The organism is Streptomyces sp. NPDC091209 (genome assembly GCF_044757755.1).
GTDB lineage: Bacteria > Actinomycetota > Actinomycetes > Streptomycetales > Streptomycetaceae > Streptomyces.
The window spans coordinates 536,092-558,274 of record NZ_JBIVVR010000001.1 but is presented as its reverse complement, the minus strand read 5'-3'; the positions used below and the strand labels follow the sequence as shown (position 1 = coordinate 558,274).

Genomic DNA, 22,183 nt, shown 5'->3' with positions numbered 1-22,183 from the left:
GCGCGCGGACGTCCCGGTGGCGCGGGATGCGCCGAAGGGGGCGCCCACCGGTTCGGTGGGCGCCCCCTTCGTGGGTGTGCGCGGATCAGACCTGGCCGGCCTTCTCCAGAGCGGTGCAGCAGGTGTCGACGATGAGGCGCGTCACCACGTACGGGTCGACGTTCGCGTTCGGGCGGCGGTCCTCGATGTACCCCTTGCCGTCCTTCTCGACCTGCCACGGGATGCGGACCGAGGCACCGCGGTCGGAGACGCCGTAGCTGTACTCGTTCCACGGGGCGGTCTCGTGCAGGCCCGTCAGACGGTCGTCGATGCCGGCGCCGTAGTTCTTGACGTGGTCCATCGGCTTGGAGCCCTCGCCGAGCGACTCGCACGCGGTGATGATCGCGTCGTAGCCCTCGCGCATCGCCTTGGTCGAGAAGTTCGTGTGCGCGCCCGCGCCGTTCCAGTCGCCCTTCACCGGCTTCGGGTCCAGCGTCGCGGAGACGCCGAAGTCCTCGGCGGTGCGGTAGAGCAGCCAGCGGGCGACCCACAGCTGGTCCGAGACCTCCAGCGGCGCCAGCGGGCCGACCTGGAACTCCCACTGACCGGGCATGACCTCGGCGTTGATGCCGGAGATGCCGAGGCCCGCCTTGAGACAGTTGTCCAAGTGCGCCTCGACGACGTCACGGCCGAAGATCTCGTCCGCGCCGACACCGCAGTAGTAGCCGCCCTGCGCGGCCGGGAAACCGCCCTCGGGGAAGCCGAGCGGACGCGCGCCCTTGAAGAAGGTGTACTCCTGCTCGATGCCGAAGATCGACTCCTGCGCGGCGAACTGCTCCGCGACCTCGGCCAGCGCGGCACGGGTGTTGGACTCGTGCGGCGTCATGTCGATGTTGAGGACCTCGCACATGACGAGGATGTCGTCGCCGCCGCGGATCGGGTCCGGGAAGCTGGCCACGGGCTTGAGTACGCGGTCCGAGGCGTGACCCTCGGCCTGGTTCGTCGAGGAGCCGTCGAAGCCCCAGATCGGCAGCTCGGCACCCTTGGCGTCGCCGGCCAGGATCTTCGTCTTGGAACGGAGCTTGGCCGTCGGCTCGGTGCCGTCGATCCAGATGTACTCAGCCTTGAAGCTCACGGGCCACATCCTTCGGGGTGGGTCTTGATCGCACTTGCGGGTGCTGCGGCGCTGCGGCACTGGGGCGCCGCTGATATGCCGGGCAGCCTGTCAACCAGCGATTTCCCGAGCGTTGCCCGAATGTGAACCCCGTGTTACCTGGGCTGTGTGTGCTCGGTCTCACACGACCTGCACCTTCGCGGTCGTCCACGCGTGATCGTTCGCGACCGCGATCGGCCGGCCCGTCGCCCGGCCGGGTCCCGGGGGCCCGGCGGGGGACCGCTCGTATGCGATGCGCGTGGAAGCGGTACGGGGGATGTGGCCCGGTTCCGCCCCGGTTGCCTGTACGGGCGAGGGTGGCCCGTCCATGGGAAAGCCCTGCCGCTTCCGACCGGGAGGGGATCGGCGACGGCAGGGCCTTCGGTAGGGTCCGCCCGTTTATCCGACCTTCTCGATACGGGCCCTGCGGATGAGGAACTTGCCCGGCTCGCGGACCTGTTCGAAGGCCGCGTTGTTCAGCAGGACACAGCTTCCGGAGACCGAGGTGACCTGAACGGTCGTGGACTTGTTGTTGTCCAGGTTGGTGACCTTCAGCTTCGTTCCGGCCGGGAACTGGTTGCTGGACGCGGCCGGCGCGCCCGCCTCGCCGGAGAGCGTGACGGTCGAACCGGTGCAGACCTGCTGACCGGTGGCGGCGCCGGCGCCGGCGTTGTTCGCGGGGGCGGTCTTCGCCGGGGCCGCCGGGGCGGGCGCGGCCTTGGCCGGTGCGGACTGGGCCGGCTGCTGAGCGGTCTGGGAGTCCTGAGCCGATTCCCCGACAGCGCAGCCGGAAGCCTGCTGCTGAACCTTGATCTGTGCGATGACGGCCTGGCGGTTGGCGATCCTGGCCGCCGACTGCGAGTCCGGGTGGGCCTGCTGGTCCGCGATGAACGCCTGGTTGTTGCCGAGCGCGACGGCCAGGCCCTTGCACGCGATCGAAGTCTGAGCGGTCTGCACCGACGCCGCGTTCGAGGTGGCGGCCAGGGCGAAGGCCCCGCCGCCCGCCACGGTCGCCGCGCTGACCAGCAGAGCGATCTTCTTCTTGGTGCTGAGAGTCCTTCTCCTACGCGACATGCGCGCCTCCAGAGCGGTGGGGGGCGTTACGCCGCTATGTACGAGATGCCGAACGCGGTTACTCAACGGTTACCGCATTCACTTAAGTAACCTGGATCACACGGGAGTTGAGCCGGCCGGATGGGACCGACCCTGCGGGCGCCCGCTACCGGGACAGCGCGTCCCGTACCGCCTCCTCCGTGCGGCCGATCAGTGCCGTCCCGTCGTTCGCGGTGATGATCGGCCGCTGGATGAGTTTCGGGTGCTCCGACAACGCCTTGATCCACCGGTCCCGTGAACCGGCGTCCCGCGCCCACTCCTTGAGCCCCAGCTCCTTCGCGTCGGCCTCCTCGGTCCGCGTGATGTCCCACGGTTCGAGGCCGAGACGGTCGAGGACGCCGCGGATCTCGTCCTCGTCGGGCACGTCCTCCAGATAGCGGCGGACGGTGTACTCGGCGCCCTCGGCGTCGAGCAGACTGATGGCGCCGCGGCACTTCGAACAGGCCGGGTTGATCCAGATCTCCATGCCGCACACGTTACGGGAGACACCTCCGTGTCCTGCTGTCACGGCACCCCCAAAGCCCTTGTGGCCAGCGGCTTTTGTCAGTGCCCGGCGGTAGAATAGAAGCAGTGTTCGAGGGTGTCGCCGGGCGGTCCGGACGGCCCCCTGACCGCGACAGGAGGATGCCTGTGCCCGCTGCCGCACTGACGCCGCTGCCCACCCAGTCCACATCCAAGAGGGCGGTCCCGCTGGACCTGCCGTACGAGCCCGTGGAGAAGAGCCCGCTGCCGCCGGGGCGCCCCCGCGACTGGTACGTCACCCACAACCGCCGGCTCAAGGCGATGCGACTCGCCATCGCCCTGCTCGACTCCGGTGTGTACGTGCCGAACCTGGCCCGCGACGAGAAGATCCGCAGCACCGCCCAACTCATCGGCGTCCACCCGCCGTCGGACACCACGTGCCACATGGTGCGTGCGCTGATGAGGTACGCACGCTGAGGAACTGAGCGCCGCCGATCCACCGGTGCCGGGTGATTCCGCCCCGCCGCGGGGCACACCCGGCACCGGCCGCGGCGCGGACCCGACCTCGGCTCCGGCGCGGACCTCGACCTCGGCTCCGGCTCCGACCCAACTCCGGCACGGCGCCGATCCCGACCCGGCCACGGGTCGCGCGTCGGCACCGGGTCCGGCACCGGTCTCGGCAGTGACCCCGGAACCAACCCCGGCGACGGCGCCGACCTCGACCCCCGCACCGGGATCCACGGGGCCGCCGGGACCGGCGTTCGCGCCGGTCGTCGATCGGCCGGCGACTCCGCTCCCGCACCGACGCCGTCACCCCGCCGACAGCTCCCGTTCCAGGGGCGTCCGGAAGCGGGGAGTGATGCGGGTGTGGCCCACCCACGTCCGAAGGCGCCCGGCCTCCGCCGAGATCGCGTCCCGCGCCTCGCGCCCGACGCCCCCGGTGCCCAGCAGCCGCCAGACGATCTCACCGTCGGGCCGCTGCGCCCACCCCCCGACCACCCGGCCGTCCCACCACACCGTCGGTCCGACATTGCCGCTGCGGTCGAAGAGGGCGGCCCGCAGGGACGGGTCGAGATACCAGTCCCGCTCCTGCCGGCTCATCGGCGTCGGATCGAGGCCGGGCAGCAGGGCCGCCCAGGGCGCGACCGGCCCGTCCACCGGGTTCTCGTCGCCCGCGGCCACATACCCCGTGAGCCCGTCGTCCAGCGAGACGGCCACCGCCCCGATCGCGGTCAGCGTCCGCCGTACGTCGGTGACCTTCCACCCCGTCCACCACTTCAGGTCGGCCTCCGTGGCGGGCCCGCACGCCGTGAGCCAGCGGCTCAGCAGCTCGGACCTGGCCTCGGCGGGCGGGAGCGGGGGATGCGGCGGCGCGACCGCCCAGCGGAACTGGCTCGACGTCCAGGACCCGAGCGGGCGCCCCCGCACCACCCGGCCCTCGACGCCCAGCACCCGCATCAGCCGCGACGACACGGTCTGCGGACTCTCGTAGCTCTTCCCGGCCCCGTAGACGAACTGCTCCCTCAACCGCGGCTCGTCCCGGGTGAGTTCGTTCACCGTGGCCTGTCCGCGGCGGGCCAGCGCGGCGAGCGCGGACGCCTCGACCTCGTCGAGCCACGCCTGGGTCAGCCGCCCGTCGCTTCCGGTGACCATGTCCTTGACCAGTCCGGCCCGGGCCTTCGCGGCGATGTCGAGCCCCGTCGAGGCGTGCACGACGGCGGCCAGCCCGGTGGGGAGGACGAACACGGTGTGCCGCATGCCGTGCATCCGTACGAGTGACCGGTCCTCGTACAGCGCCCGGTCGACCTGCGCCACCGTCTCCCCGGCGTCCGCGAGACGCGCGCCCACCGCCAGATACACCGTCGCCGGGTCGGTGCCGTGCAGCGCGACCAGGGAGTCCGCCACCTCCTCGGGGGTCGCCGCCCGCGCGGCGCCCACGAGCCGCTGCCGCAGCCCGAGCCGTGCCCGCCGCTCCGCCACCCCGATGTGCCGCGGCTTCCCCGTCACGTCGCCTCCGTCCGGTCGCCTCGTACTCCGCGCTCCGTGCTTCGCGCTCCTCATCCTCTCGAACGTCCGCCCGTCGCAGGACGAGACTCACCCGTTCGACGTAGCCGGGCATGCGGCGGCCCCGCCCGCGCCCTTGACTGGGGCCACCGCGAGGAAGCGGGATCCGGAGGCGAACCAGGACCACGTGGGGAGAGACGATGCATCAGAGGAACGGCATACGCGGACCGGTCCGACTGATTCTGGCCGTGTTCGTGGTGGCGGCCCTGGCCACGCAGCTCGCCGCCTGCTCGGACGACAGCAGCCCCTCCGACACCGCCTCCAAGGCCGCGTCCGCCGCCTCCAAGGCCGCCTCCGCCGTCTCGCAGGCCGCGTCCGCCGCCACCCAGGCGGGTGACGCCCTCGCCTCCGCGACCGCCGAGGCCGGCCGGAAGTTCGACGAGTTCAAGGGCGGCGCGGACGCCAAGGACGAGGTGAAGATCGACGGGAACGCGAGCCCCGACTCCGACGGGCGCGCCACGGTCAAGGTGACCGTCACCAACCCCACCTCCTCGGCGAAGTCGTACGTCGTCCAGGTCGACTTCCGCGACCAGAGCGGCAACCTCCTCGACACGACCGCCGTGACGGTGAACGACGTCGCGGGGAACGGTTCCAAGGACGCCACCGCCCGCAGCAACCGTTCCCTCACCGGCGACGTCAAGACCACTGTCGCCCGCGCAGTAAGGCACTGACCGCCGTGCTCCGCAACAGCGTCACGGCCACCTCGGAGGACCGCGCCGCCCGGGGCCGGGCCGCCCGCAAGCGGGTCTCCCGTTCCGCGCACGGCACCTGGATCCCCGCCGCCGACCGCCCCGACCCGGTCGGCCTCCTGCAGACACAGGGCAGGGACCGGCTGCCGGAACTGCTGCCGATCCGGTACGCGCGGATGGCCGCGTCACCGCTCGCGTTCCTGCGCGGGGCCGCCGCCGTCATGGCGGCCGACCTGGCCGCACAGCCGCACACCGGGCTCACCGTCCAGCTCTGCGGCGACGCCCACCTGCTGAACTTCGGCCTGTACGCCTCCCCGGAACGCTCCCTGCTCTTCGACCTCAACGACTTCGACGAGACCTTCCCCGGACCCTTCGAGTGGGACGTCAAACGGCTCGCGGCCAGCGTCGCGGTCGCGGCCCGGGAGAACGGGCACAAGGACGAGCACGTCTTCGGCGCGGCACGGGCCGCCGCCGGCCAGTACCGCGAGGTCGTGCGACGGCTGGCCCGGCAGGGCGAACTGACCGTCTGGTACCAGCACATCGACGCCGATCTGCTGCTGCCGCTGGTCCGCTCGGGGCGACAGCGCCGGCGCGCCGAGGCGACCCTCACCCGGGCCCGCCGCCGCACCAGCCTGCAGGCGCTCGGCAAACTCACCGAGACCGTCGACGGACGCCGCCGCATCGTCCACGACCCGCCCCTGCTCGAACCGGCCGGATCCCTCGACACGGCCTCGCTCCGCAAGATCTTCAGCGACTACCGCTCCACGCTCCCCGAGGAACGCCGCCTGCTCCTCGACCGCTACCGGTTCGTCGACGCGGCCCGCAAGGTCGTCGGCGTGGGCAGTGTCGGCACCCGCTGCTTCATCGTGCTGCTCGCCGGGCGCGACGCCGACGACCCGCTGTTCCTGCAGATCAAGCAGGCGGGACGGTCCGTACTCGAAGAGCATCTGCCCAGCGGCCCGTACGTCCATCCCGGGCGCCGGGTCGTCGCGGGGCAGCGCCTGATGCAGGCCGCCGGAGACATCTTCCTCGGCTGGACGACCGGCCCCGAGGGGCGGGCGTTCTACTGGCGCCAGCTGCACGACATGAAGGGGTCCGCGGACATCGCCGGCATGAGCCCGGGCGAACTGCGCGCCTACGCCCGGCTGTGCGGCACCGCCCTGGCCCGCGCGCACGCCCGCTCCGGCGACCGGGTCGCCATCGCCGCCTATCTCGGCGGCGCCGACACCTTCGACCGCGCCGTCGCGGAGTTCGCGCTGCGCTACACGGACCGCAACGCCACCGACCACGCGGCACTGGGCGCCGCAGTGATCGCGGGCGTGGTCCCGGCGGCCCCCGGCGTGTGAGACACCCCGTCCCCCGAACTCCCGCCGCCGTCACACCTGTTCAGGCGACGGCGGCCGTGACGCGTCGGTCGCCGAGTCAGGAAGAGAGCATCTCCCCAATGGCGCACGCGGGTCGCGCCGCTCCCCGGGTGGGTGCGGCGCGACCCGGACGTCATGCGGGTGACGTGAGTGTTGGGCCGACTCCGTTTCCGGGACGGGTGGTTGACCGGCGACCGGCGGGACCGTCGGCTCAGGAGGAGGCGGGAGCGCCGCTCGCGTCCGGCTTCGTGGTGCTCACCGTCGGCGAGGCGGCCGCGGGGCCGGATCCGGAAGCGGCTGCGGCACCGGCTCCGGGGGTGGCTTCGGGGCCGGTGCCAGGGGTGGCCGCGGGGCCGGTTCCGGGGGTGGCCGTCGTGCCCGCTTCCGGAGCGGCCGTCGCACCCGCTGCCGGTGCGGCCGAACCGGCCGTCTCCGGCGCCGCGGCGCCACCGGCCGTCTTCGCCCGCGCCGCGGCGACCGCGTGGCGCAGCGCGTCCTCCTGCTCCTGGCTCAGCGAGGTCTGCACCAACTGGCCGCCGAACTCGGCGATCTGAGGGATCACCTTGTCCCCGGCCGCCTGCTTGACCAGCACGAACAGCGCGGCGGCGCCCGGCCGCAGATTCTGGCTGAGATCCTTCATGAACTTGTCGTCGATCCCCGTGTCCGTGATGGCGCCACCGGCGGCACCGGCCGCCGCGCCCACCGCCGCGCCGAGCAGCGGGGCCAGGAAGAGCAGCCCGATCACCCCGCCCCACAGCGCGCCCCCGGCCGCGCCGACGGCCGTGTGGCTGACCGCCTGGTGCAGCTTGATCCTGCCGTCCTCGCTCCGCTCGACGACGACCGCGTCCTCCAGCTCGACGAGATGCTGCTTCGACAGCTCGAACAGTTTGTCGCGCACCTGACTCGCGGTCGCGACATCGTCGTAGGCGATGACGAACAGATTGCTCATGAGGGACACCCCTTATGTCGATTCCGTTCGACTTTATAGCGATATGGGGTTGGGTGCAGTCGGGAGAAATCCAGATGCGTACGGTCGGTCACGCTCCCTACGCTGAAGGCGTGTTCCGGTGCGGCGGCACACCGGTTTCCGCCGGACGGGCATCAGTTGGCGGTCTCGGGGCTACTCTCTACGCACCGCCGGACGGCCGCCTCCCCCAGCGCCCCGCCGGCACATCCAGAAAGCCGTCAAGGCCTTTTCACTCACGCATACAAGGAGTCCCGTCATGGGCACCTTGATCTTCTCCGCGACCGCGATCCTGGTCGTCATGGGCTTCTCCAACCACACCCTGTGGCTCGCGGCGATCGTCCTGCTCTTCCTGTACGTCCGCTACGGCCGCACCGGGGGGAGCGCGTCCGCCGCGGGGTCCTCGGGCTCCGCCGCTCCGGGCTCCGGCGGAGCCGGGGGCCGCCCGGACACCAGCTACCGGGCGTACCGCGACCGCCGTGACCGCCAGGCCAGATGGGAGCGCCGCTACCGACGCGAACGCCCCCTCCAGACCCGCCGCCAGGAACGCCAGAAGTAGGACCTGCCCGGTCCTGACCCCAGCCCCGGGGCGTCACAGTCCCGGGGCACCCCAGATCGGGAACCAGCGGGCGAGGTCCTGCTCGATGCGCAGGTCGTCGACGAGCGCCGCCTTGATCTGGAGTTCCAGCGCGTTGTCGCGCCGCTCACCTTCGTCGCCGAGCGGCGAGAAGGGGTAGAAGGTTCCTCGTTTGTAGAGATAGACCAGGTCGAGCCGTCGCTGGGTGTTGTCCCTGAAACCCACCACGGAGCAGAGCAGCTGGGGTCCGAAGCCGGTGCTCTCCAGGGAGGTGTTGACCGCGTGCAGGTCGCTCACCAGGGCCGGCAGGTCGTCGGGTGCGCGACGGGAGACGAGCCAGGAGTATCCGTACTCGTCCTTGCTGAGTTCCACCGGCGAGCCCGTCCGCCCGCTGTCCGCGTCGAGCAGGGCCTGTGCCTCCTGGTACGCCTCGGCGAAGGCCGCGCCCTCGACCGACGAGAAGCACACCGCGCCCGTGCCGGTCGGGGTGAACCCGGCCGCCGCCTGGAGGGTCACGGCCGCCGACGGCAGGCCGAAGAGCTGGTCGAGGTCGGGTACGGCGGGCTTGCTGCGGCCGAGCAGGATGTCCAGGAACCCCATGCGGTCAGACGGCCTCTCCGGGAGTCGGGGTGCTCGCGTCCGGCAGTGCGGGCTCGCCCAGCTCGACGGAGATGCGGGCCAGTTGTTCGAGCCGCTGCTCCAGGCTCGGGTGGGTGGAGAAGAGGTTGGCGATGCCCGGCTGGGCGCCGAGCGCCGGCGTGAAGTAGAAGGCGTTGAAGGCCTGCGCGGTCCGCAGGTCCTTCGTCGGGATGCGGCCGATGTCCCCGGTCACCTTGGTCAGCGCGGACGCCAGCGCCGAGGGGCGGCCGGTGAGCAGGGCCGCGGAACGGTCGGCGGCCAGCTCGCGGTACCGGGAGAGCGCCCTGATCAGCATGAAACTGATGGCGTACACGGCCGCGGACACCGCCATCACCGCCATGAAGATGGCGACGGTGTTCTGGTCCTTGCGGCCCCGCCCGCCGAAGAGCTGCGAGTAGAAGGCGAACCGCACGATCAGCCCGGCGAGCACCCCCAGGAACGAGGCCACGGTGATCACGGCGACGTCCTTGTGCGCCACATGCGACAGCTCGTGCGCGAGGACGCCTTCGAGCTCATCGGGCTCAAGGCGGCGCAGCAGCCCGGTGGTCACGCACAGCACGGCGTGATCGGCGTTGCGTCCCGTCGCGAACGCGTTCGGCATGTCGATGTCGGACACGGCGACGAGCGGCTTGGGCATGTCGGCCACGGCGCACAGCCGGTCGACGACGCCGTGCAGCTGGGGATACTCCTCCCGCTCCACGATCCGCCCGTGCATGGCGTACAGCGCGATCCGGTCCGAGAACCAGTACTGCGCGATGAGCAGCCCGGCCGCGATCACGACGACGAGCACCCAGGACTTCAGCAGAACGATCAGCGCGGCGACGAAGGCCACGTACAGCAATCCGAGCAGGAACAGCGTGACCGTCATCCGCACGGTCAGCTGCCGATCGTTCCGGAATCGACTCTGCATCTCGCACCATCCCGCTGTCAGGCACTCGTCCCGCTTTCCATTGTGCGCCCGCGGTTCCCCATGAACAGGTGCCGATCGGCCCCGCGGTGGGCAAAGAACTTCCCTGTCAAGAACCCCTTACTTACGCGGAGCGGACGCACCGTCCCCGCGAAGTGGACGCACCCGGAGCGGCCTCGGCGTTCTCGTCGCCGGGAAAGCGCACCGGCCGTGCCCCTCCCGGAGGAAGGGCACGGCCGGTGGTGTGCTGCTGGAGCGACGGGCTCGCTCGTCAGCGACGGGCTTACACGTCGAAGTAGAGCTCGAACTCGTGCGGGTGCGGACGCAGCTGGAGCGGCGCGATCTCGTTCGTGCGCTTGTAGTCGATCCACGTCTCGATCAGGTCCGACGTGAAGACGTCGCCCGCGAGCAGGAACTCGTGGTCGGCCTCCAGGCGGTCGAGGACGGCCGGGAGCGAGGTCGGGACCTGGGCGACGCCCGCGTGCTCCTCGGGAGCCAGCTCGTAGAGGTCCTTGTCGATCGGCTCGGCCGGCTCGATCTTGTTCTTGACGCCGTCGAGGCCGGCCATCAGGAGGGCCGAGAACGCCAGGTACGGGTTGCCGGAGGAGTCGGGCGCGCGGAACTCGACGCGCTTGGCCTTCGGGTTCGAGCCGGTGATCGGGATACGCATGGCCGCGGAGCGGTTGCGCTGCGAGTACACCAGGTTGACCGGGGCCTCGAAGCCGGGGACCAGGCGGTGGTACGAGTTCACCGTCGGGTTGGTGAAGGCGAGCAGCGACGGGGCGTGCTTGAGGATGCCGCCGATGTAGAAGCGGGCGGTGTCCGACAGGCCCGCGTAGCCGGCCTCGTCGTAGAACAGCGGGTCGCCGTTGCTCCACAGGGACTGGTGGACGTGCATGCCCGAGCCGTTGTCACCGAAGATCGGCTTCGGCATGAAGGTCGCGGTCTTGCCGTTGCGCCAGGCGACGTTCTTCACGATGTACTTGAAGAGCTGGAGGTCGTCGGCCGCGGCGAGCAGCGTGTTGAACTTGTAGTTGATCTCGGCCTGGCCGGCGGTGCCCACCTCGTGGTGCTGGCGCTCGACCTGGAGGCCGGAGGCGGCCAGTTCCAGGGAGATCTCGGCACGCAGGTCGGCGAAGTGGTCGACCGGCGGGGTGGGGAAGTAGCCGCCCTTGTAGCGGACCTTGTAGCCACGGTTGTCCTCGACCGCACCGGTGTTCCAGGCGCCGGCCTCGGAGTCGATGTGGTAGAAGGCCTCGTTCTCGGAGGTCTTGAAGCGCACGCTGTCGAACACGTAGAACTCGGCCTCGGGACCGAAGTACGCGGTGTCGGCGATACCGGTCGAGGCGAGGTAGGCCTCGGCCTTCTTGGCCACGTTGCGCGGGTCACGGGAGTACTGCTCGCCCGTGATCGGGTCGTGGATGAAGAAGTTGATGTTGACCGTCTTGTCGCGGCGGAAGGGGTCGACGCGCGCGGTGGACAGGTCGGCGCGGAGCGCCATGTCGGACTCGTGGATGGCCTGGAAGCCGCGGATGGAGGACCCGTCGAACGCGAGTTCCTCGGTGGGGTCGAAGGCCTCGGCCGGAATCGTGAAGTGCTGCATCACACCCGGCAGGTCGCAGAAGCGGACATCGACGAACTTGACGCCCTCGTCCGCGATGAACTTCTTGGCCTCGTCGGCGTTCTGGAACATCCAGCTCCTCCTACTCCCGCCCACTGTGGACCGGGGTGGTAGTTCGTTCGTGCGGCCAGTGCGGTGGCACACGCTGGAGCCGACCATAGGGACGGGGGATTTCTCAAGCGTGACCCATTTGTTTCGCCCAAGTTAACCGACCCGGGTCGTCCCGGCCCCTCCTGTCCGTATGGCAAAACGGGCACAGTACCGTGGGCGGGTGGACAACAGGCAAGCAATCGGATCGTGGCTCTCCGGCCCCCGCGCGGCGGCGGAGGAAGCCGGTGCCGACTTCGGATACCGGGGCGAACAGCTCGGTCTCCCGGAGCACGGACCGGGCTCGATCGCCCGCCCCGGCCGCCGTCTGGGCGCCCTCGCCGTCGACTGGGGCCTGTGCCTCTTGATCGCATACGGGCTGCTCACCGACGGCTACGACCAGGCGACGGGCAACTGGGCCCTGCTCGTCTTCTTCGTTCTCGGCCTGCTCACGGTCGGTACCGTCGGCTTCACGCCGGGCAAGCGTCTGTTCGGTCTGCGCGTCGTCCCCGAGGGCGGCGGCCGACTGAACCCGCTGCGTGTCCTGGCGCGGACCGCGCTCCTGTGCGTGGCCGTCCCGGCGCTGATCTGGGACCGCGACGGCCGCGGCCTGCACGACCGTCTCGCCCGCACGATCGAGGTCCGTATCTGACGCGTCCGACCGCCCGCCGGGCCCCTCCCGTACGCCCCGAGGGCGCACGGCGACGGCGCGGAACGATCCTCCGCGAAGCGGGACGAGCTTCCGCGGCGCGGAGCGATCCGCTACGACGATGGGGCGGAACGATTCCCTACGACGACGATGGGGCGGAAGGATCCGCCAAGACGACGATGGGGCGCCCGGAGAATCTCCGGGCGCCCCATCGTCGTACAAGTGCCTAGTACCGCGTAGAAGGTCGTAGCTGGAGGGTCAGCCCTTCGGGCCGCCGCGCGGCATCCGCATGCCCTTGGGCATCGGGCCCTTCGGCAGCGGCATGTTGCTCATCAGGTCGCCCATGGCGCGCAGCCGGTCGTTGGTCGCGGTGACCTGAGGGCCGGCGAGCACGCGCGGCAGCTTCAGCATCGTCGTGCGGAGCTTCTTCAGCTCCACCTGGCCCTCGCCGGTGCCCACGAGAATGTCGTGCACCGGGACGTCCGAGACGATCCGCGCCATCTTCTTCTTCTCGGCGGCCAGCAGGCTCTTCACCCGGTTCGGGTTGCCCTCGGCGACCAGCACGATGCCGGCCTTGCCGACCGCGCGGTGCACCACGTCCTGGCTGCGGTTCATCGCCACCGCCGGGGTCGTGGTCCAGCCTCGGCCGATGTTGTCGAGCACCGCCGCGGCCGCGCCGGGCTGGCCCTCCATCTGCCCGAAGGCGGCCCGCTCGGCCCTGCGTCCGAAGACGACCGCCGTCGCGAGGAAAGCGAGCAGAAGCCCGAGAATCCCGAGATAGACGGGGTGGCCGATCAAGAAGCCGATCGCGAGGAAGACACCGAGGGTGAGAATTCCGACAGCCGCGAGTACAAGACCGATCTTGGAATCGGCCCTGCGGGTCATTTTGTACGTCTGAGCGATCTGCTTGAGTCGCCCGGGGTTCGCAGCGTCCGCTGCGGGTTCCTTCCTCGCCATGCCACGAGTCTACGTGGCCCGCGACGCGCCGACGACGGCAGTACCGGCGGGCGGGACCGCTGCACCGGGGGAGCGGCGGTCGGGAGTGCGTCGATCAGGAGTGCGAGACGGATTCCAGCACGCGCTGCGCCTCGAACCGGTCCTTGGCCCGGCGGCGGTCCTCCAGGACGGAGGTCCAGGCATTGCGGCGAGCGGTGCGCTGCCCGCTGCTCATGAGGATCGACTCGACGGCACGGAGTGCATCGGTGAACGACGGAATCGCGGTGGCGCGTACGGGCGCGGCCTGCATGATGGAGGTCCCCCCTCGGGATCGGCGGCTCGGACGGGGCGGTGCGTGACGTAGGACCAGGGTCACTGATTGGTGTTACCAGGGCGTGACCGACCGGTCAAACACCAGTGAAGCCTTGATACGGCGGGTCTTCTTGCTGAGCTGGGCCGTACGGTGTCTTCAACTGCACGGATGCCGAGGCGGATGTGAACGGCCCCTTGTGAAAGCAAGGCCGCTTGTGCCCGGATTCACACAAAAGCGGTGGCACTCGGTGCCACCGCTTTCGTTTCGCAACGTGATCCGTTCGGCCTATCAGACCGCCTGGGAGGCGACGTACGCTCCCCGCTTCTCGACGGCCATCTGGTACAGGCGGCCGGCCCGGTACGAGGAGCGGACCAGCGGGCCCGACATGACGCCGGAGAAGCCGATCTCCTCGGCCTCCTCCTTGAGCTCCACGAACTCGTGCGGCTTGACCCAGCGCTCCACGGGGTGGTGGCGCACGGAGGGGCGCAGGTACTGCGTGATCGTGATGAGCTCGCAGCCCGCTTCGTGGAGCTGCTGGAGCGCCTCGCTGACCTCTTCGCGGGTCTCGCCCATGCCGAGGATCAGGTTCGATTTCGTGACCAGACCGTAGTCGCGCGCCTCGGTGATGACCTTGAGCGAGCGCTCGTAGCGGAAGCCCGGACGGATGCGCTTGAAGATCCGCGGGACCGTCTCCACGTTGTGCGCGAAGACCTCGGGGCGCGAGGAGAAGACCTCGGCGAGCTGCTCGGGTTCGGCGTTGAAGTCCGGGGCGAGCAGTTCGACCTTGGTGCGGCCGGCCTCGCGGCCCGCGGTCTGCGCGTGGATCTGGCGGACCGTCTCGGCGTACAGCCAGGCGCCGCCGTCCTCCAGGTCGTCGCGGGCGACGCCGGTGATGGTGGCGTAGTTCAGGTCCATCGTGACGACGGACTCACCGACCCGGCGCGGCTCGTCACGGTCCAGCGCCTCGGGCTTGCCCGTGTCGATCTGGCAGAAGTCGCAGCGCCGGGTGCACTGGTCACCGCCGATGAGGAAGGTGGCCTCGCGGTCTTCCCAGCATTCGTAGATGTTGGGACAGCCCGCCTCCTGGCAGACCGTGTGCAGGCCCTCGCTCTTCACGAGTGCCTGCATCTTCGTGTACTCGGGGCCCATCTTCGCCCGGGTCTTGATCCACTCGGGCTTGCGCTCGATGGGGGTCTGGCTGTTCCGGACCTCCAGGCGCAGCATCTTGCGTCCGTCGGGTGCGACTGCGGACACATCGGCTCCCTGTAACTTCGATTCTTCGGCGTACACCAGGGTACGCCCGTGCGGTTCTCGGCCCCCGAGGTGGGCAACCTTCGGGAGCGGGGGTGCATTCCCGGGGGTTTCCCTCGGTGGGGGTGCGGGTCCTAGGCCGGCGCGGCTTCGATGACGCGCGGCTTCAGGTCCGCGTTCGCCAGGACGTCCCCGAGGTGCTTCTCGGCCACCGGGAGGACCTCGGCGATGGTCACGTCGCGGCCCAGCTCTCCCGCGAGGGAGGCGACCCCCGCGTCGCGGATGCCGCACGGGATGATCCGGTCGAACCAGGCGTTGTCCGGGTTCACGTTCAGGGCGAAGCCGTGCATCGTGACGCCCTTGGCGACGCGGATGCCGATCGCGGCGATCTTGCGGTCCTCGCGGCGCTGGCCCGCGTTGGACGGGGCGTACTCCGGGCCGTTGAGCCGCGGGTCGAACTCGTCGTCCTGCAGCCGGGGGTCGAAGTCCAGGGAGAGGCCCCCGAGCGCGGAGGGCCGCTCGGCGGGGTCCTTGGTGTCCCCGAGGATCCACACGCCGCTGCGGCCCTCGACCCGGCTCGTCTCCAGGCCGAACTCCGCGCACGTGCGGATGAGCGCCTCTTCCAGACGGCGTACGTGCGCTACGACGTCCACCGGGCGCGGGAGCTTCTGGATGGGGTAGCCGACCAACTGGCCAGGACCGTGCCAGGTGATCTTGCCGCCGCGGTCCACGTCGATGACGGGCGTGCCGTCCAGGGGCCGCTCGTTGTCCGCCGTGCGCCGGCCCGCGGTGTAGACCGGCGGGTGCTCCAGGAGCAGACAGGTGTCGGGGATCTCGTCCAGGAACCGGGCGGCGTGCACGCGGCGCTGCTCGTCCCAGGCCTCCTGGTACTCGACGGCCTCGGCACCGAATCCCATGCGGACGAACCGCAACTCACTCACGGCAAGCGCCTCCCTAGAAGCTTCCTCGGGCACGTGGTGGTCCCCGTGCGGGGCACGCGGAGGAACCTTTCGCCAGGTCCGTGGCGCGCCCACGCCACTGTACGTCCGTCCGATCCGCGTCAGCCCGACAGCTAATCCTCACACGATCGGATGAATGAATGTCGATCTGTGCGAAGCGGTGCTTACGCTCCGCTACATTCGCGCCGTTCACGAGGCCATAAGGGCTGCTCACAGGCAATCCGGGCACAAGGGCTCCTCGGGGGAGGCGCAAGCACGTTCCACGCCGCCCCGCGGCCCCTTGGGGACCCGAAGGCAGGAGACCGCACCGCAGATGACGGAACGACCCGCGCAGCGCACTCCCAATCGACAGCTCGCCGCGCTCATCGCAGAAGCGGGGTTCTCCAACGCAGGTCTCGCCCGTCGCGTGGACCAGCTCGGGCTCGAACACGGACTGGACCTGAGATACGACAAGACATCCGTCACCCGGTGGTTGCGGGGCCAGCAGCCCCGCGGGACCACTCCCGCGCTCATCGCCGAGGTCTTCACCCGGCGCCTCGGCCGGCGTCTGAGCGCGCAGGACCTCGGGCTCGACGCCTGCGCACCCGTGTACGCGGGGCTGGAGTTCGCCGCGACCCCCGAGGAGGCCGTGGACATCGTCAGCGGCCTGTGGCGCAAGGACTCCGGCAGCCACGCCGAGCTCCGCAAGATCGCCTTCACCCCGGCCGGGCTCGTCGTGCCCAGCCGGGACTGGCTGATCGGCCGGGCCGACGACCGGGTCTCCCGCGGCGAGCAGCCCTCCCGGGTGCCCGCCCAGGGCCGCCCGGCGTCGCCCAAGCTCACGGCACCGCCCGAGCAGGGGGGACCCTCGGCCCGGCAGCGCGGCCGGACCGAGCGGGGCCCCGGCCAGCGGGTCAGCGGCGGGGACATCGCCGCGCTCCGCTCGGTCGGCGAGCTCTTCCGCGCCCTGGACCACGCCTACGGCGGCGGCCACGCCCGCCAGGCACTGGTCCGCTATCTGGAGCACGAGGCCGAGCCGATGCTGCGCGGCACCTACGGGGAGCAGACCGGCCGGCACCTGTTCGCCGCCGCCGCCGACCTCACCCGGCTCGCCGGCTGGACGTCGTACGACATCGGCGCGCACGGGCTCGCGCAGCGGTACTTCGTCCAGGCGCTGCGCCTGGCGCAGGCCGCGGGCGACCGGGTGTACGGCTCGTACGTGCTCATCACGATGAGCCGGCAGGCCGTCTACCTCGGGCACGGGCGCGAGGCCGTGCAGCTCGCGCGGGTCGCCCAGCAGGGCCTCGGCTCGGGGGGCCCGCACGTGGTGCAGGCGCTGCTGCACGCCGTCGAGGCGCGCGGCCACGGGGTGCTCGGAGAGGTGCGGGCCTGCACGGCCTCCCTGGTCCGGGCCGAACGCGCGCTGGAGACGTCCCGGACCGGCGACGAAGTCCCGCAGTGGGCCCGGTACTTCGACGAGGCGCAGCTCGCCGACGAGTTCGGGCACTGCCACCGGGACCTTCAGCAGTTCCGGGCCGCCGCGCAGCACGCCGAACGCTCGCTGCAACTGAGGGCGCCCGGCTACGCCCGGAGCCGGCTGTTCTGCCGGGTGGTGCTCGCCTCGGCACGGCTCGGGCTCGGAGAGCTCGACCAGGCCTGTCTGCTGGGCGCGGAGGCGGCGGGGCAGGCGGCGGAGATGCGGTCGGCGCGGGCCGTCGAGTACGTACGGGACTTCGAGAAACGGCTCGAACCGTACAGGGACGCCGCGCCCGTGCGCGGCTATCGCGACAAGGTGGCCGCGCTGAACTGAGCGGGGCCGGGGCGTCCCCGGTCTCCGGCCTGGGGTACCGGAGACCGGGAAGCTCGATGCGCTCGCCCGGGGGCGCGGTCCTTCCCGCGGGGGGCGAGCTGTCCCTCGGGGGAGTCCGGCCCGTTGCAGGAGCCCTGTCCGTCCGCCGGGCCCCGGCCCGCCCGGCCGGGGCTCGACCTGTTCGCCGGGAGGGCCGGTGGGCCTGCCGGGAGGTCCGGTCCGCCCGGCCGGGAGGGCTGGTGGGCCTGCCCGGGACGGCCGGTCCGCCCGCCGGGAGGGCCGGTGGCCCCGCCAGGGAGGGCCGGTCCACCCGACCGGGAGGGCCGGTCCACCCGACCGGGAGGGCCGGTCCACCCGACCGGGAGGGCCGGTGGCCCCGCCCGGGAGGGCCGGTGGCCCCGCCAGGGAGGGCCGGTCCACCCGACCAAGAGGGCCGGTTCACCCGCCACGGACGGCCGGTTCACCCGCCGGGAGGGCCGGTCCGTTCGTCGGGGAGTGGGTTCCGTGGCTTCCGTGGAACGGCGTTGGTGTCTCCCCGGTGGGCAGGCGGCACCGGGGAGGCGCGCGGTTCCTGTGCCCCGGGTCCCGGGGTCAGGCGGCGGCGGACTCCAGGGGCTCCGCTAACGGGGCCGGGCGGACGTCCAGGTCCGTCAGGAGGGCGTGGGCGGCCCGCCGGGCCGAGTGCAGCGCGCCCTGCGCCGTGCTCGTGTCCCGGTGGTCGCCGCACACGTACAGGCCCGCGAGCAGCCGTACGGGGCGGCGCGGATCGTGCGGTGGCGGCATCGCCGGGACCGCCTCGGGTTCGTGATGGACCGCCAGCAGTTCCCAGCGGGACGTCGAGGTGCCGTAGAGGCGGGCCAGTTGGGCGCGGACCGTCGCGTCGAGATGGGCCGCGGCGGGCGGAGTGCCCAGCACGGTCGAGGAGATCAGGGCGCGGCCCGCGGGTGCCCGGGTGGGGTCGACCTGGCTGGCGACCGCCGTGTGCGCCACCGGACCGCTCCGGTCGGCGTCCAGGAGCAACACCGGTTCGGTGAGCGGGGGTTCGTCCGTGGTGTGGTGCAGAACGGTCACCGGATGGAAGGCGGGGACGTGCAGTCCGGGCAGGAACTGGGCGGCGGCGCGCGCCCCGGTCGCCAACAGGACGGCCCGGCAGCGGAGTTCGCCGTGGTCCTTCGTCGTCACGCGGGTCGTGGAGACGGCGGTGACCTCGACGCCGGTGTGCACGGTGCCGGGCGGAAGGGCGGCCGCGAGCAGTTCGGGGAGCGCGTCCGCGCCGCCCTCCGGCAGACACAGCCGGCCCGTCGCGAAGGAGTGCAGCGCGAGGTCGGCGCTACGGCTGGACGTCCGGAGCTCCGGGTCGCACAGCAGGGCGGCGAGGAGGGGGCGCAGGAAGGCGTCGACCGTGCGGGGCGGGAGGCCCCGGGCGGTCAGCGCCCGCGCCGCGGTGAGGTCGGGGCGGGCGAGCAGGCGCTCCGGCGGGGTGGCGGCCAGACGCGCGAGGGCCGTGCTGAGACGGGACTGGTCGAGGGGGCCGCCGAGCGGTCCGGGACGGGTGGTTCCGCGTGCGGGCCGGGGCAGCGGCAGCCGGGGGGCGCTCGCGAGGGCGCGCGCGGTGGTGAGTGCGCCCCTCGCGCTCCGTGGAGTGCCGGGCGTGCCCGCGAGGTGGCGCTGCCCGTCGCTGTGCAGCAGCACGCCCGGGGAGAACGGGCACAGGACGAGGGCGCCGAGGCCCGGGGTGTGGCGCAGTTCCGGGTACGAGGTGGACAGGAGCCGGCCGAGCCGGTCCAGCCGGAAGCCGTCGATTTTCTCCGTGGACATACGGCCGCCCACATGGGGGGCGGCCTCCAGGACGGCGGTCCTCAGCCCCGCCCCGGTCAGATGCCGTGCGGCCGCGAGACCGGCGACACCGGCTCCCACGACGACGACGTCCACGTCTTCCGCGATCTCCGCCATGTGCGCGGCTTGGCGTGCGGGCTCTAGCACGTGCCCCTCCTCGAGGTTGCGCGGCCGGTGGGGACGTCATGCCCCCAACAGGCTCCTGGGATACCCGAGTTCGGATCGAGGGTGCGAGGTGCGGACCCGAGGGGGAAGTCGCGCGGCGGCCGTGCACGGGAGCATGGGGGGTGCATGTACCCGCCCGGCGGGGCCGGCCGAACCCGCCGAAGGCGGCACACCCACCCCGGCCGTCCCCGTCACCGAGGCGACTGCGCCCCGCGGGGGAGGTGGAGGTGTTCCGGGGTTCCCCGGAGGGCCGGCGCTCAGTCCAGCGTGGCGCGCAGTGCTCCCTCGATCGAGGGGAACGCGAAGGTGAAGCCCGACTCCAGGAGGCGGGTGGGGAGGACGCGTTGGCTGCCCAGGATGTCCTCGGCCATGTCGCCCAGGGCGAGGCGCAGGAGCGGGGCGGGCGCGGTGAGGAGGGTCGGGCGGCGCAGCACGCGGCCCATCGCCTCGGTGATCTCGCCGTTGGTGAGCGGGTCGGGGGCGGTCAGGTTCACCGGCCCGGACAGGGACTCCGTATCGATGAGATGCCGGATCGCGGCCACCTCGTCGTGCAGGGCGATGTAGCTCCAGTACTGGCGCCCGTTCCCCATCCGCCCCCCGGCACCGGCCCGGAACAGCGGGATCAGCCTGGCCCAGGCCCCGCCCTCGCGGGCCACCACGAGCCCGGTCCTGGGCAGCACCGTACGCACCCCCGCCTCCTGCGCGGGAGCCGTCGCCTCCTCCCACTCCACGCAGACCGAGGGCAGGAACCCGTCCCCGGGCGGCGCCGACTCGTCCACCGCACGGCCGTCCGTGTCCCCGTAGAACCCGATCGCGCTCCCGTTGACGAAGACGCGTGGCGGTTCGTCGAGCGACGCCACCGCCTCCGCGAGCGTCGCCGTCCCGAGCACCCGGCTGTCCCGGATCATCCGCTTGTACGTTCGTGTCCAGGGCCGCGCCGCTACCGGGGCCCCCGCCAGATTGACCACCGCGGCACAGCCGATGAGACCGACCGCGTCGATCCGCTGCCGCTGCGGATCCCATCGGACCTCGTGCGCCGACCGCGGCTCCCGGCGCACGAGCCGGACCACCTCGTGTCCCTCGGCGCTCAGGGAACGAGCCAGTGCGGAGCCGATCAGGCCGGACGCGCCGGCGATCACGATGCGGGAACCCGGGGGCAGCGGTGATTCGCTCATGGGTCCATCCTGCCCGCGCCGCCGCGTACTTCACGGAACGGGCCCCAGCGCGGCGGAAGTACAGTGACCGGTATGTCAGCTGCTCCGCGGATACGCACCGCCACCCTCGACGACGAGGACGCCCTCGGCCGGCTCGACCGCGACACCTGGTCCACGCTGCACGCCGTCATGCCGCGCCCCCGGCCGCCGTACGAGCCCTTCTACAGCGAGCGGTTCGGCCCCCGGGATCATTTCGTCGCCGAGCTCGACGGCCGCCTGGTCGGGTACATCCGGCTCGGCTTCCCGACCCCGCTCGCCAGCAACGCGCACGTCCGGCAGATCCTCGGACTCGCCGTGGCCGACGAGGCGCGCGGTGCCGGGGTGGGCCGCGCGCTGCTGCGGGCGGCGCGCGAGGAGGCCGGCCGCCAGGGCGCCCGGCGCATCACGCTGCGCGTGCTCGGCCACAACACCCCGGCACGCACGCTGTACGAGTCCGAGGGGTTCGTCGTCGAGGGGATCCTGCCCGGGGAGTTCCTGCTGGACGGGGTCTACGTGGACGACGTCCTGATGGGGCGCCCGCTCTGATCAGTTCTCGTCGCGGGCGGGCAACGGGCGCGGGCCGCCGATGAGATGACGCAGACAGCGGACCGCCAGCTCGGAGGGTGAACCCGGTCCGTCGGCCGTCGCGTCCGTGGCCGCCCAGGTCTCCAGGGCGATCCGGATCGCGTCCGTGGCCGCGGCGGCCGTCAGCCGGGTCTCCAGCGGGTCCGCGCCGGTGCCGGACAGCAGGGCGACCACCGGTACCAGCCGTTCCTCCGACTCCTGGTTCACCCGGTACCAGACGGCGCGCAGCGCGGGATCGCCGACGGCTGCCCGCAGCAGGGTGCGGGTCTGCTCCAGCCGTTCGGCCGCGTGCGGGTCGGGGGCGGACAGCGCCTCCGCGAGCGCCCGCTCCAGCGCTTCCGGGAGCGCCGTTCCCGGCTCCGTCGCGGCGAGCAGCGCCCGCCAGCGGTCGCCTCCGGCGGCGAGCAGCGGGCCCACGGCGTCCTGCTTGTTGCGGAAGTAGCGGTAGAAGGTGCGCAGTCCCACGCCGGCCCGGCGGGCGATGTCCTCCGCCGTGGTGCCGTCCGGACCGTACTCCGTGAAGAGCTCCGCGGCCGCGCGCGCGATGTCGAGCTGGGTCGCCGCCTTGCGGCGCTCGGTCAGCGAGAGTGCGGGGGCTTCGGGCGCGCGGGACGGCTGGCTGCTCACGGGGAAAGCGTACGCCGGGCAGGGGGTCGGGGGCGCGTTTGGTCGACACGGCAAAACGTGCCACCGTGGGCAGGCTCCAGCGCCATCGCCCAGGGGCGTGTCCCAGCGCCGGCGTGCCGTGGTGTGCCCGAGCGCCATCGTGCCGTGGTGTGCCCGAGCGTCGCCGTGCCGTGGTGTGCCCGAGCGTCGCCGTGCCGTGGTGTGCCCGAGCGTCGCCGTGCCGTGGTGTGCCCGAGCGTCGCCGTGCCGTGGTGTGCCCGA

At 71.9% G+C, this 22,183-nt stretch carries 22 protein-coding genes; 7 read left to right on the top strand and 15 right to left on the bottom strand.

Annotation, left to right across the window (positions count from 1 at the left end):
* Positions 1 to 85: 85 nt before the first annotated feature.
* The 3 genes from glnII to ACIQRL_RS02465 all read right to left on the bottom strand — a co-directional run bounded on the left by glnII (position 86) and on the right by ACIQRL_RS02465 (position 2,711).
* Positions 86 to 1,114 (bottom strand): glutamine synthetase, encoded by a 1,029-nt coding sequence (gene glnII / locus ACIQRL_RS02475; RefSeq protein ID WP_401325957.1) that lies wholly within the window; start codon positions 1,112 to 1,114, stop codon positions 86 to 88.
* 417 nt (positions 1,115 to 1,531) lie between these two features.
* Complete coding sequence (locus ACIQRL_RS02470) at positions 1,532 to 2,206, bottom strand: hypothetical protein (RefSeq protein ID WP_401325955.1); 675 nt, start codon at positions 2,204 to 2,206, stop codon at positions 1,532 to 1,534.
* Positions 2,207 to 2,351: 145 nt separating this feature from the next.
* The gene (locus ACIQRL_RS02465) at positions 2,352 to 2,711 is read right to left on the bottom strand and encodes an arsenate reductase family protein (protein WP_401325953.1); all 360 of its coding nucleotides are present in this window, start codon (positions 2,709 to 2,711) and stop codon (positions 2,352 to 2,354) included.
* A 164-nt stretch (positions 2,712 to 2,875) separates the two neighbouring features.
* Between ACIQRL_RS02465 and ACIQRL_RS02460 the strand changes: the two genes are divergently transcribed.
* Positions 2,876 to 3,184 (top strand): hypothetical protein, encoded by a 309-nt coding sequence (locus ACIQRL_RS02460; protein ID WP_401325950.1) that lies wholly within the window; start codon positions 2,876 to 2,878, stop codon positions 3,182 to 3,184.
* Between the two features lie 333 nt (positions 3,185 to 3,517).
* Here ACIQRL_RS02460 and ACIQRL_RS02455 read toward each other — a convergent pair whose 3' ends face one another.
* On the bottom strand, positions 3,518 to 4,714 hold the full coding sequence (locus ACIQRL_RS02455) for a winged helix DNA-binding domain-containing protein (RefSeq protein ID WP_401325947.1): 1,197 nt from the start codon (positions 4,712 to 4,714) through the stop codon (positions 3,518 to 3,520).
* A 197-nt stretch (positions 4,715 to 4,911) separates the two neighbouring features.
* Between ACIQRL_RS02455 and ACIQRL_RS02450 the strand changes: the two genes are divergently transcribed.
* Entirely contained in the window at positions 4,912 to 5,442 is a 531-nt protein-coding gene (locus tag ACIQRL_RS02450) for a hypothetical protein (protein ID WP_401325944.1), read from the top strand.
* Between the two features lie 5 nt (positions 5,443 to 5,447).
* Positions 5,448 to 6,806 (top strand): DUF2252 domain-containing protein, encoded by a 1,359-nt coding sequence (locus tag ACIQRL_RS02445; RefSeq protein ID WP_401325941.1) that lies wholly within the window; start codon positions 5,448 to 5,450, stop codon positions 6,804 to 6,806.
* A gap of 229 nt (positions 6,807 to 7,035) precedes the next feature.
* Here ACIQRL_RS02445 and ACIQRL_RS02440 read toward each other — a convergent pair whose 3' ends face one another.
* On the bottom strand, positions 7,036 to 7,773 hold the full coding sequence (locus ACIQRL_RS02440) for a DUF1269 domain-containing protein (protein WP_401325939.1): 738 nt from the start codon (positions 7,771 to 7,773) through the stop codon (positions 7,036 to 7,038).
* A gap of 274 nt (positions 7,774 to 8,047) precedes the next feature.
* Between ACIQRL_RS02440 and ACIQRL_RS02435 the strand changes: the two genes are divergently transcribed.
* Entirely contained in the window at positions 8,048 to 8,347 is a 300-nt protein-coding gene (locus tag ACIQRL_RS02435) for a hypothetical protein (RefSeq protein ID WP_401325936.1), read from the top strand.
* Positions 8,348 to 8,380: 33 nt separating this feature from the next.
* Here the strand turns inward: ACIQRL_RS02435 and ACIQRL_RS02430 are convergent, their stop codons facing one another.
* The 3 genes from ACIQRL_RS02430 to glnA all read right to left on the bottom strand — a co-directional run bounded on the left by ACIQRL_RS02430 (position 8,381) and on the right by glnA (position 11,604).
* Positions 8,381 to 8,965 (bottom strand): hypothetical protein, encoded by a 585-nt coding sequence (locus ACIQRL_RS02430; RefSeq protein ID WP_401325933.1) that lies wholly within the window; start codon positions 8,963 to 8,965, stop codon positions 8,381 to 8,383.
* A 4-nt stretch (positions 8,966 to 8,969) separates the two neighbouring features.
* Positions 8,970 to 9,914 carry a zinc metalloprotease HtpX gene (htpX, locus tag ACIQRL_RS02425; protein WP_401325931.1) on the bottom strand — a complete coding sequence of 315 codons (945 nt, stop codon included), beginning with the start codon at positions 9,912 to 9,914 and terminating at the stop codon, positions 8,970 to 8,972.
* 280 nt (positions 9,915 to 10,194) lie between these two features.
* A complete protein-coding gene (gene glnA / locus ACIQRL_RS02420; RefSeq protein ID WP_401325928.1) occupies positions 10,195 to 11,604 on the bottom strand; it encodes a type I glutamate--ammonia ligase in 1,410 nt (469 codons plus the stop codon).
* A gap of 199 nt (positions 11,605 to 11,803) precedes the next feature.
* Here glnA and ACIQRL_RS02415 point away from each other — a divergent pair, with 199 nt between their 5' ends.
* Complete coding sequence (locus ACIQRL_RS02415) at positions 11,804 to 12,271, top strand: RDD family protein (protein ID WP_401325926.1); 468 nt, start codon at positions 11,804 to 11,806, stop codon at positions 12,269 to 12,271.
* Positions 12,272 to 12,526: 255 nt separating this feature from the next.
* Here ACIQRL_RS02415 and ACIQRL_RS02410 read toward each other — a convergent pair whose 3' ends face one another.
* The 4 genes from ACIQRL_RS02410 to lipB all read right to left on the bottom strand — a co-directional run bounded on the left by ACIQRL_RS02410 (position 12,527) and on the right by lipB (position 15,709).
* A complete protein-coding gene (locus ACIQRL_RS02410; RefSeq protein WP_401325924.1) occupies positions 12,527 to 13,225 on the bottom strand; it encodes a DUF4191 domain-containing protein in 699 nt (232 codons plus the stop codon).
* A 94-nt stretch (positions 13,226 to 13,319) separates the two neighbouring features.
* Positions 13,320 to 13,514, bottom strand: a complete 195-nt coding sequence (locus tag ACIQRL_RS02405; protein WP_328555926.1) for a hypothetical protein — start codon at positions 13,512 to 13,514, stop codon at positions 13,320 to 13,322.
* A gap of 291 nt (positions 13,515 to 13,805) precedes the next feature.
* Positions 13,806 to 14,771 carry a lipoyl synthase gene (lipA, locus tag ACIQRL_RS02400; RefSeq protein ID WP_401325920.1) on the bottom strand — a complete coding sequence of 322 codons (966 nt, stop codon included), beginning with the start codon at positions 14,769 to 14,771 and terminating at the stop codon, positions 13,806 to 13,808.
* Positions 14,772 to 14,902: 131 nt separating this feature from the next.
* Positions 14,903 to 15,709: a lipoyl(octanoyl) transferase LipB gene (gene lipB / locus ACIQRL_RS02395; protein WP_401325918.1), complete on the bottom strand. Its 807-nt coding sequence runs from the start codon at positions 15,707 to 15,709 to the stop codon at positions 14,903 to 14,905.
* 331 nt (positions 15,710 to 16,040) lie between these two features.
* On the opposite strand from lipB, the gene ACIQRL_RS02390 reads away from it, so the two are divergent.
* Positions 16,041 to 17,516 (top strand): regulator, encoded by a 1,476-nt coding sequence (locus ACIQRL_RS02390; protein WP_401325915.1) that lies wholly within the window; start codon positions 16,041 to 16,043, stop codon positions 17,514 to 17,516.
* Positions 17,517 to 18,107: 591 nt separating this feature from the next.
* Here ACIQRL_RS02390 and ACIQRL_RS02385 read toward each other — a convergent pair.
* Both ACIQRL_RS02385 and ACIQRL_RS02380 read right to left on the bottom strand, forming a co-directional pair.
* Positions 18,108 to 19,469, bottom strand: a complete 1,362-nt coding sequence (locus ACIQRL_RS02385) for an NAD(P)/FAD-dependent oxidoreductase (protein ID WP_401328025.1) — start codon at positions 19,467 to 19,469, stop codon at positions 18,108 to 18,110.
* 305 nt (positions 19,470 to 19,774) lie between these two features.
* Entirely contained in the window at positions 19,775 to 20,692 is a 918-nt protein-coding gene (locus ACIQRL_RS02380) for a TIGR01777 family oxidoreductase (RefSeq protein WP_401325913.1), read from the bottom strand.
* Positions 20,693 to 20,764: 72 nt separating this feature from the next.
* Between ACIQRL_RS02380 and ACIQRL_RS02375 the strand changes: the two genes are divergently transcribed.
* Positions 20,765 to 21,256, top strand: a complete 492-nt coding sequence (locus tag ACIQRL_RS02375) for a GNAT family N-acetyltransferase (protein ID WP_401325910.1) — start codon at positions 20,765 to 20,767, stop codon at positions 21,254 to 21,256.
* On the opposite strand, the gene ACIQRL_RS02370 is transcribed toward ACIQRL_RS02375, so the two are convergent.
* Positions 21,257 to 21,922, bottom strand: coding sequence for a TetR family transcriptional regulator (locus ACIQRL_RS02370; protein WP_401325907.1), 666 nt, complete (start codon positions 21,920 to 21,922; stop codon positions 21,257 to 21,259).
* Between the last annotated feature and the right edge of the window lie 261 nt (positions 21,923 to 22,183).

Coding starts and splice junctions, on each gene's coding strand:
- ACIQRL_RS02470 (WP_401325955.1), bottom strand. CDS start 2,206: ATGTCGCGTAGGAGAAGGACTCTCAGCACCAAGAAGAAGATCGCTCTG.
- ACIQRL_RS02465 (WP_401325953.1), bottom strand. CDS start 2,711: ATGGAGATCTGGATCAACCCGGCCTGTTCGAAGTGCCGCGGCGCCATC.
- ACIQRL_RS02450 (WP_401325944.1), top strand. CDS start 4,912: ATGCATCAGAGGAACGGCATACGCGGACCGGTCCGACTGATTCTGGCC.
- ACIQRL_RS02440 (WP_401325939.1), bottom strand. CDS start 7,773: ATGAGCAATCTGTTCGTCATCGCCTACGACGATGTCGCGACCGCGAGT.
- ACIQRL_RS02435 (WP_401325936.1), top strand. CDS start 8,048: ATGGGCACCTTGATCTTCTCCGCGACCGCGATCCTGGTCGTCATGGGC.
- ACIQRL_RS02430 (WP_401325933.1), bottom strand. CDS start 8,965: ATGGGGTTCCTGGACATCCTGCTCGGCCGCAGCAAGCCCGCCGTACCC.
- htpX (WP_401325931.1), bottom strand. CDS start 9,914: ATGCAGAGTCGATTCCGGAACGATCGGCAGCTGACCGTGCGGATGACG.
- glnA (WP_401325928.1), bottom strand. CDS start 11,604: ATGTTCCAGAACGCCGACGAGGCCAAGAAGTTCATCGCGGACGAGGGC.
- ACIQRL_RS02410 (WP_401325924.1), bottom strand. CDS start 13,225: ATGGCGAGGAAGGAACCCGCAGCGGACGCTGCGAACCCCGGGCGACTC.
- ACIQRL_RS02405 (WP_328555926.1), bottom strand. CDS start 13,514: ATGCAGGCCGCGCCCGTACGCGCCACCGCGATTCCGTCGTTCACCGAT.
- ACIQRL_RS02390 (WP_401325915.1), top strand. CDS start 16,041: ATGACGGAACGACCCGCGCAGCGCACTCCCAATCGACAGCTCGCCGCG.
- ACIQRL_RS02385 (WP_401328025.1), bottom strand. CDS start 19,469: ATGGCGGAGATCGCGGAAGACGTGGACGTCGTCGTCGTGGGAGCCGGT.
- ACIQRL_RS02380 (WP_401325913.1), bottom strand. CDS start 20,692: ATGAGCGAATCACCGCTGCCCCCGGGTTCCCGCATCGTGATCGCCGGC.
- ACIQRL_RS02375 (WP_401325910.1), top strand. CDS start 20,765: ATGTCAGCTGCTCCGCGGATACGCACCGCCACCCTCGACGACGAGGAC.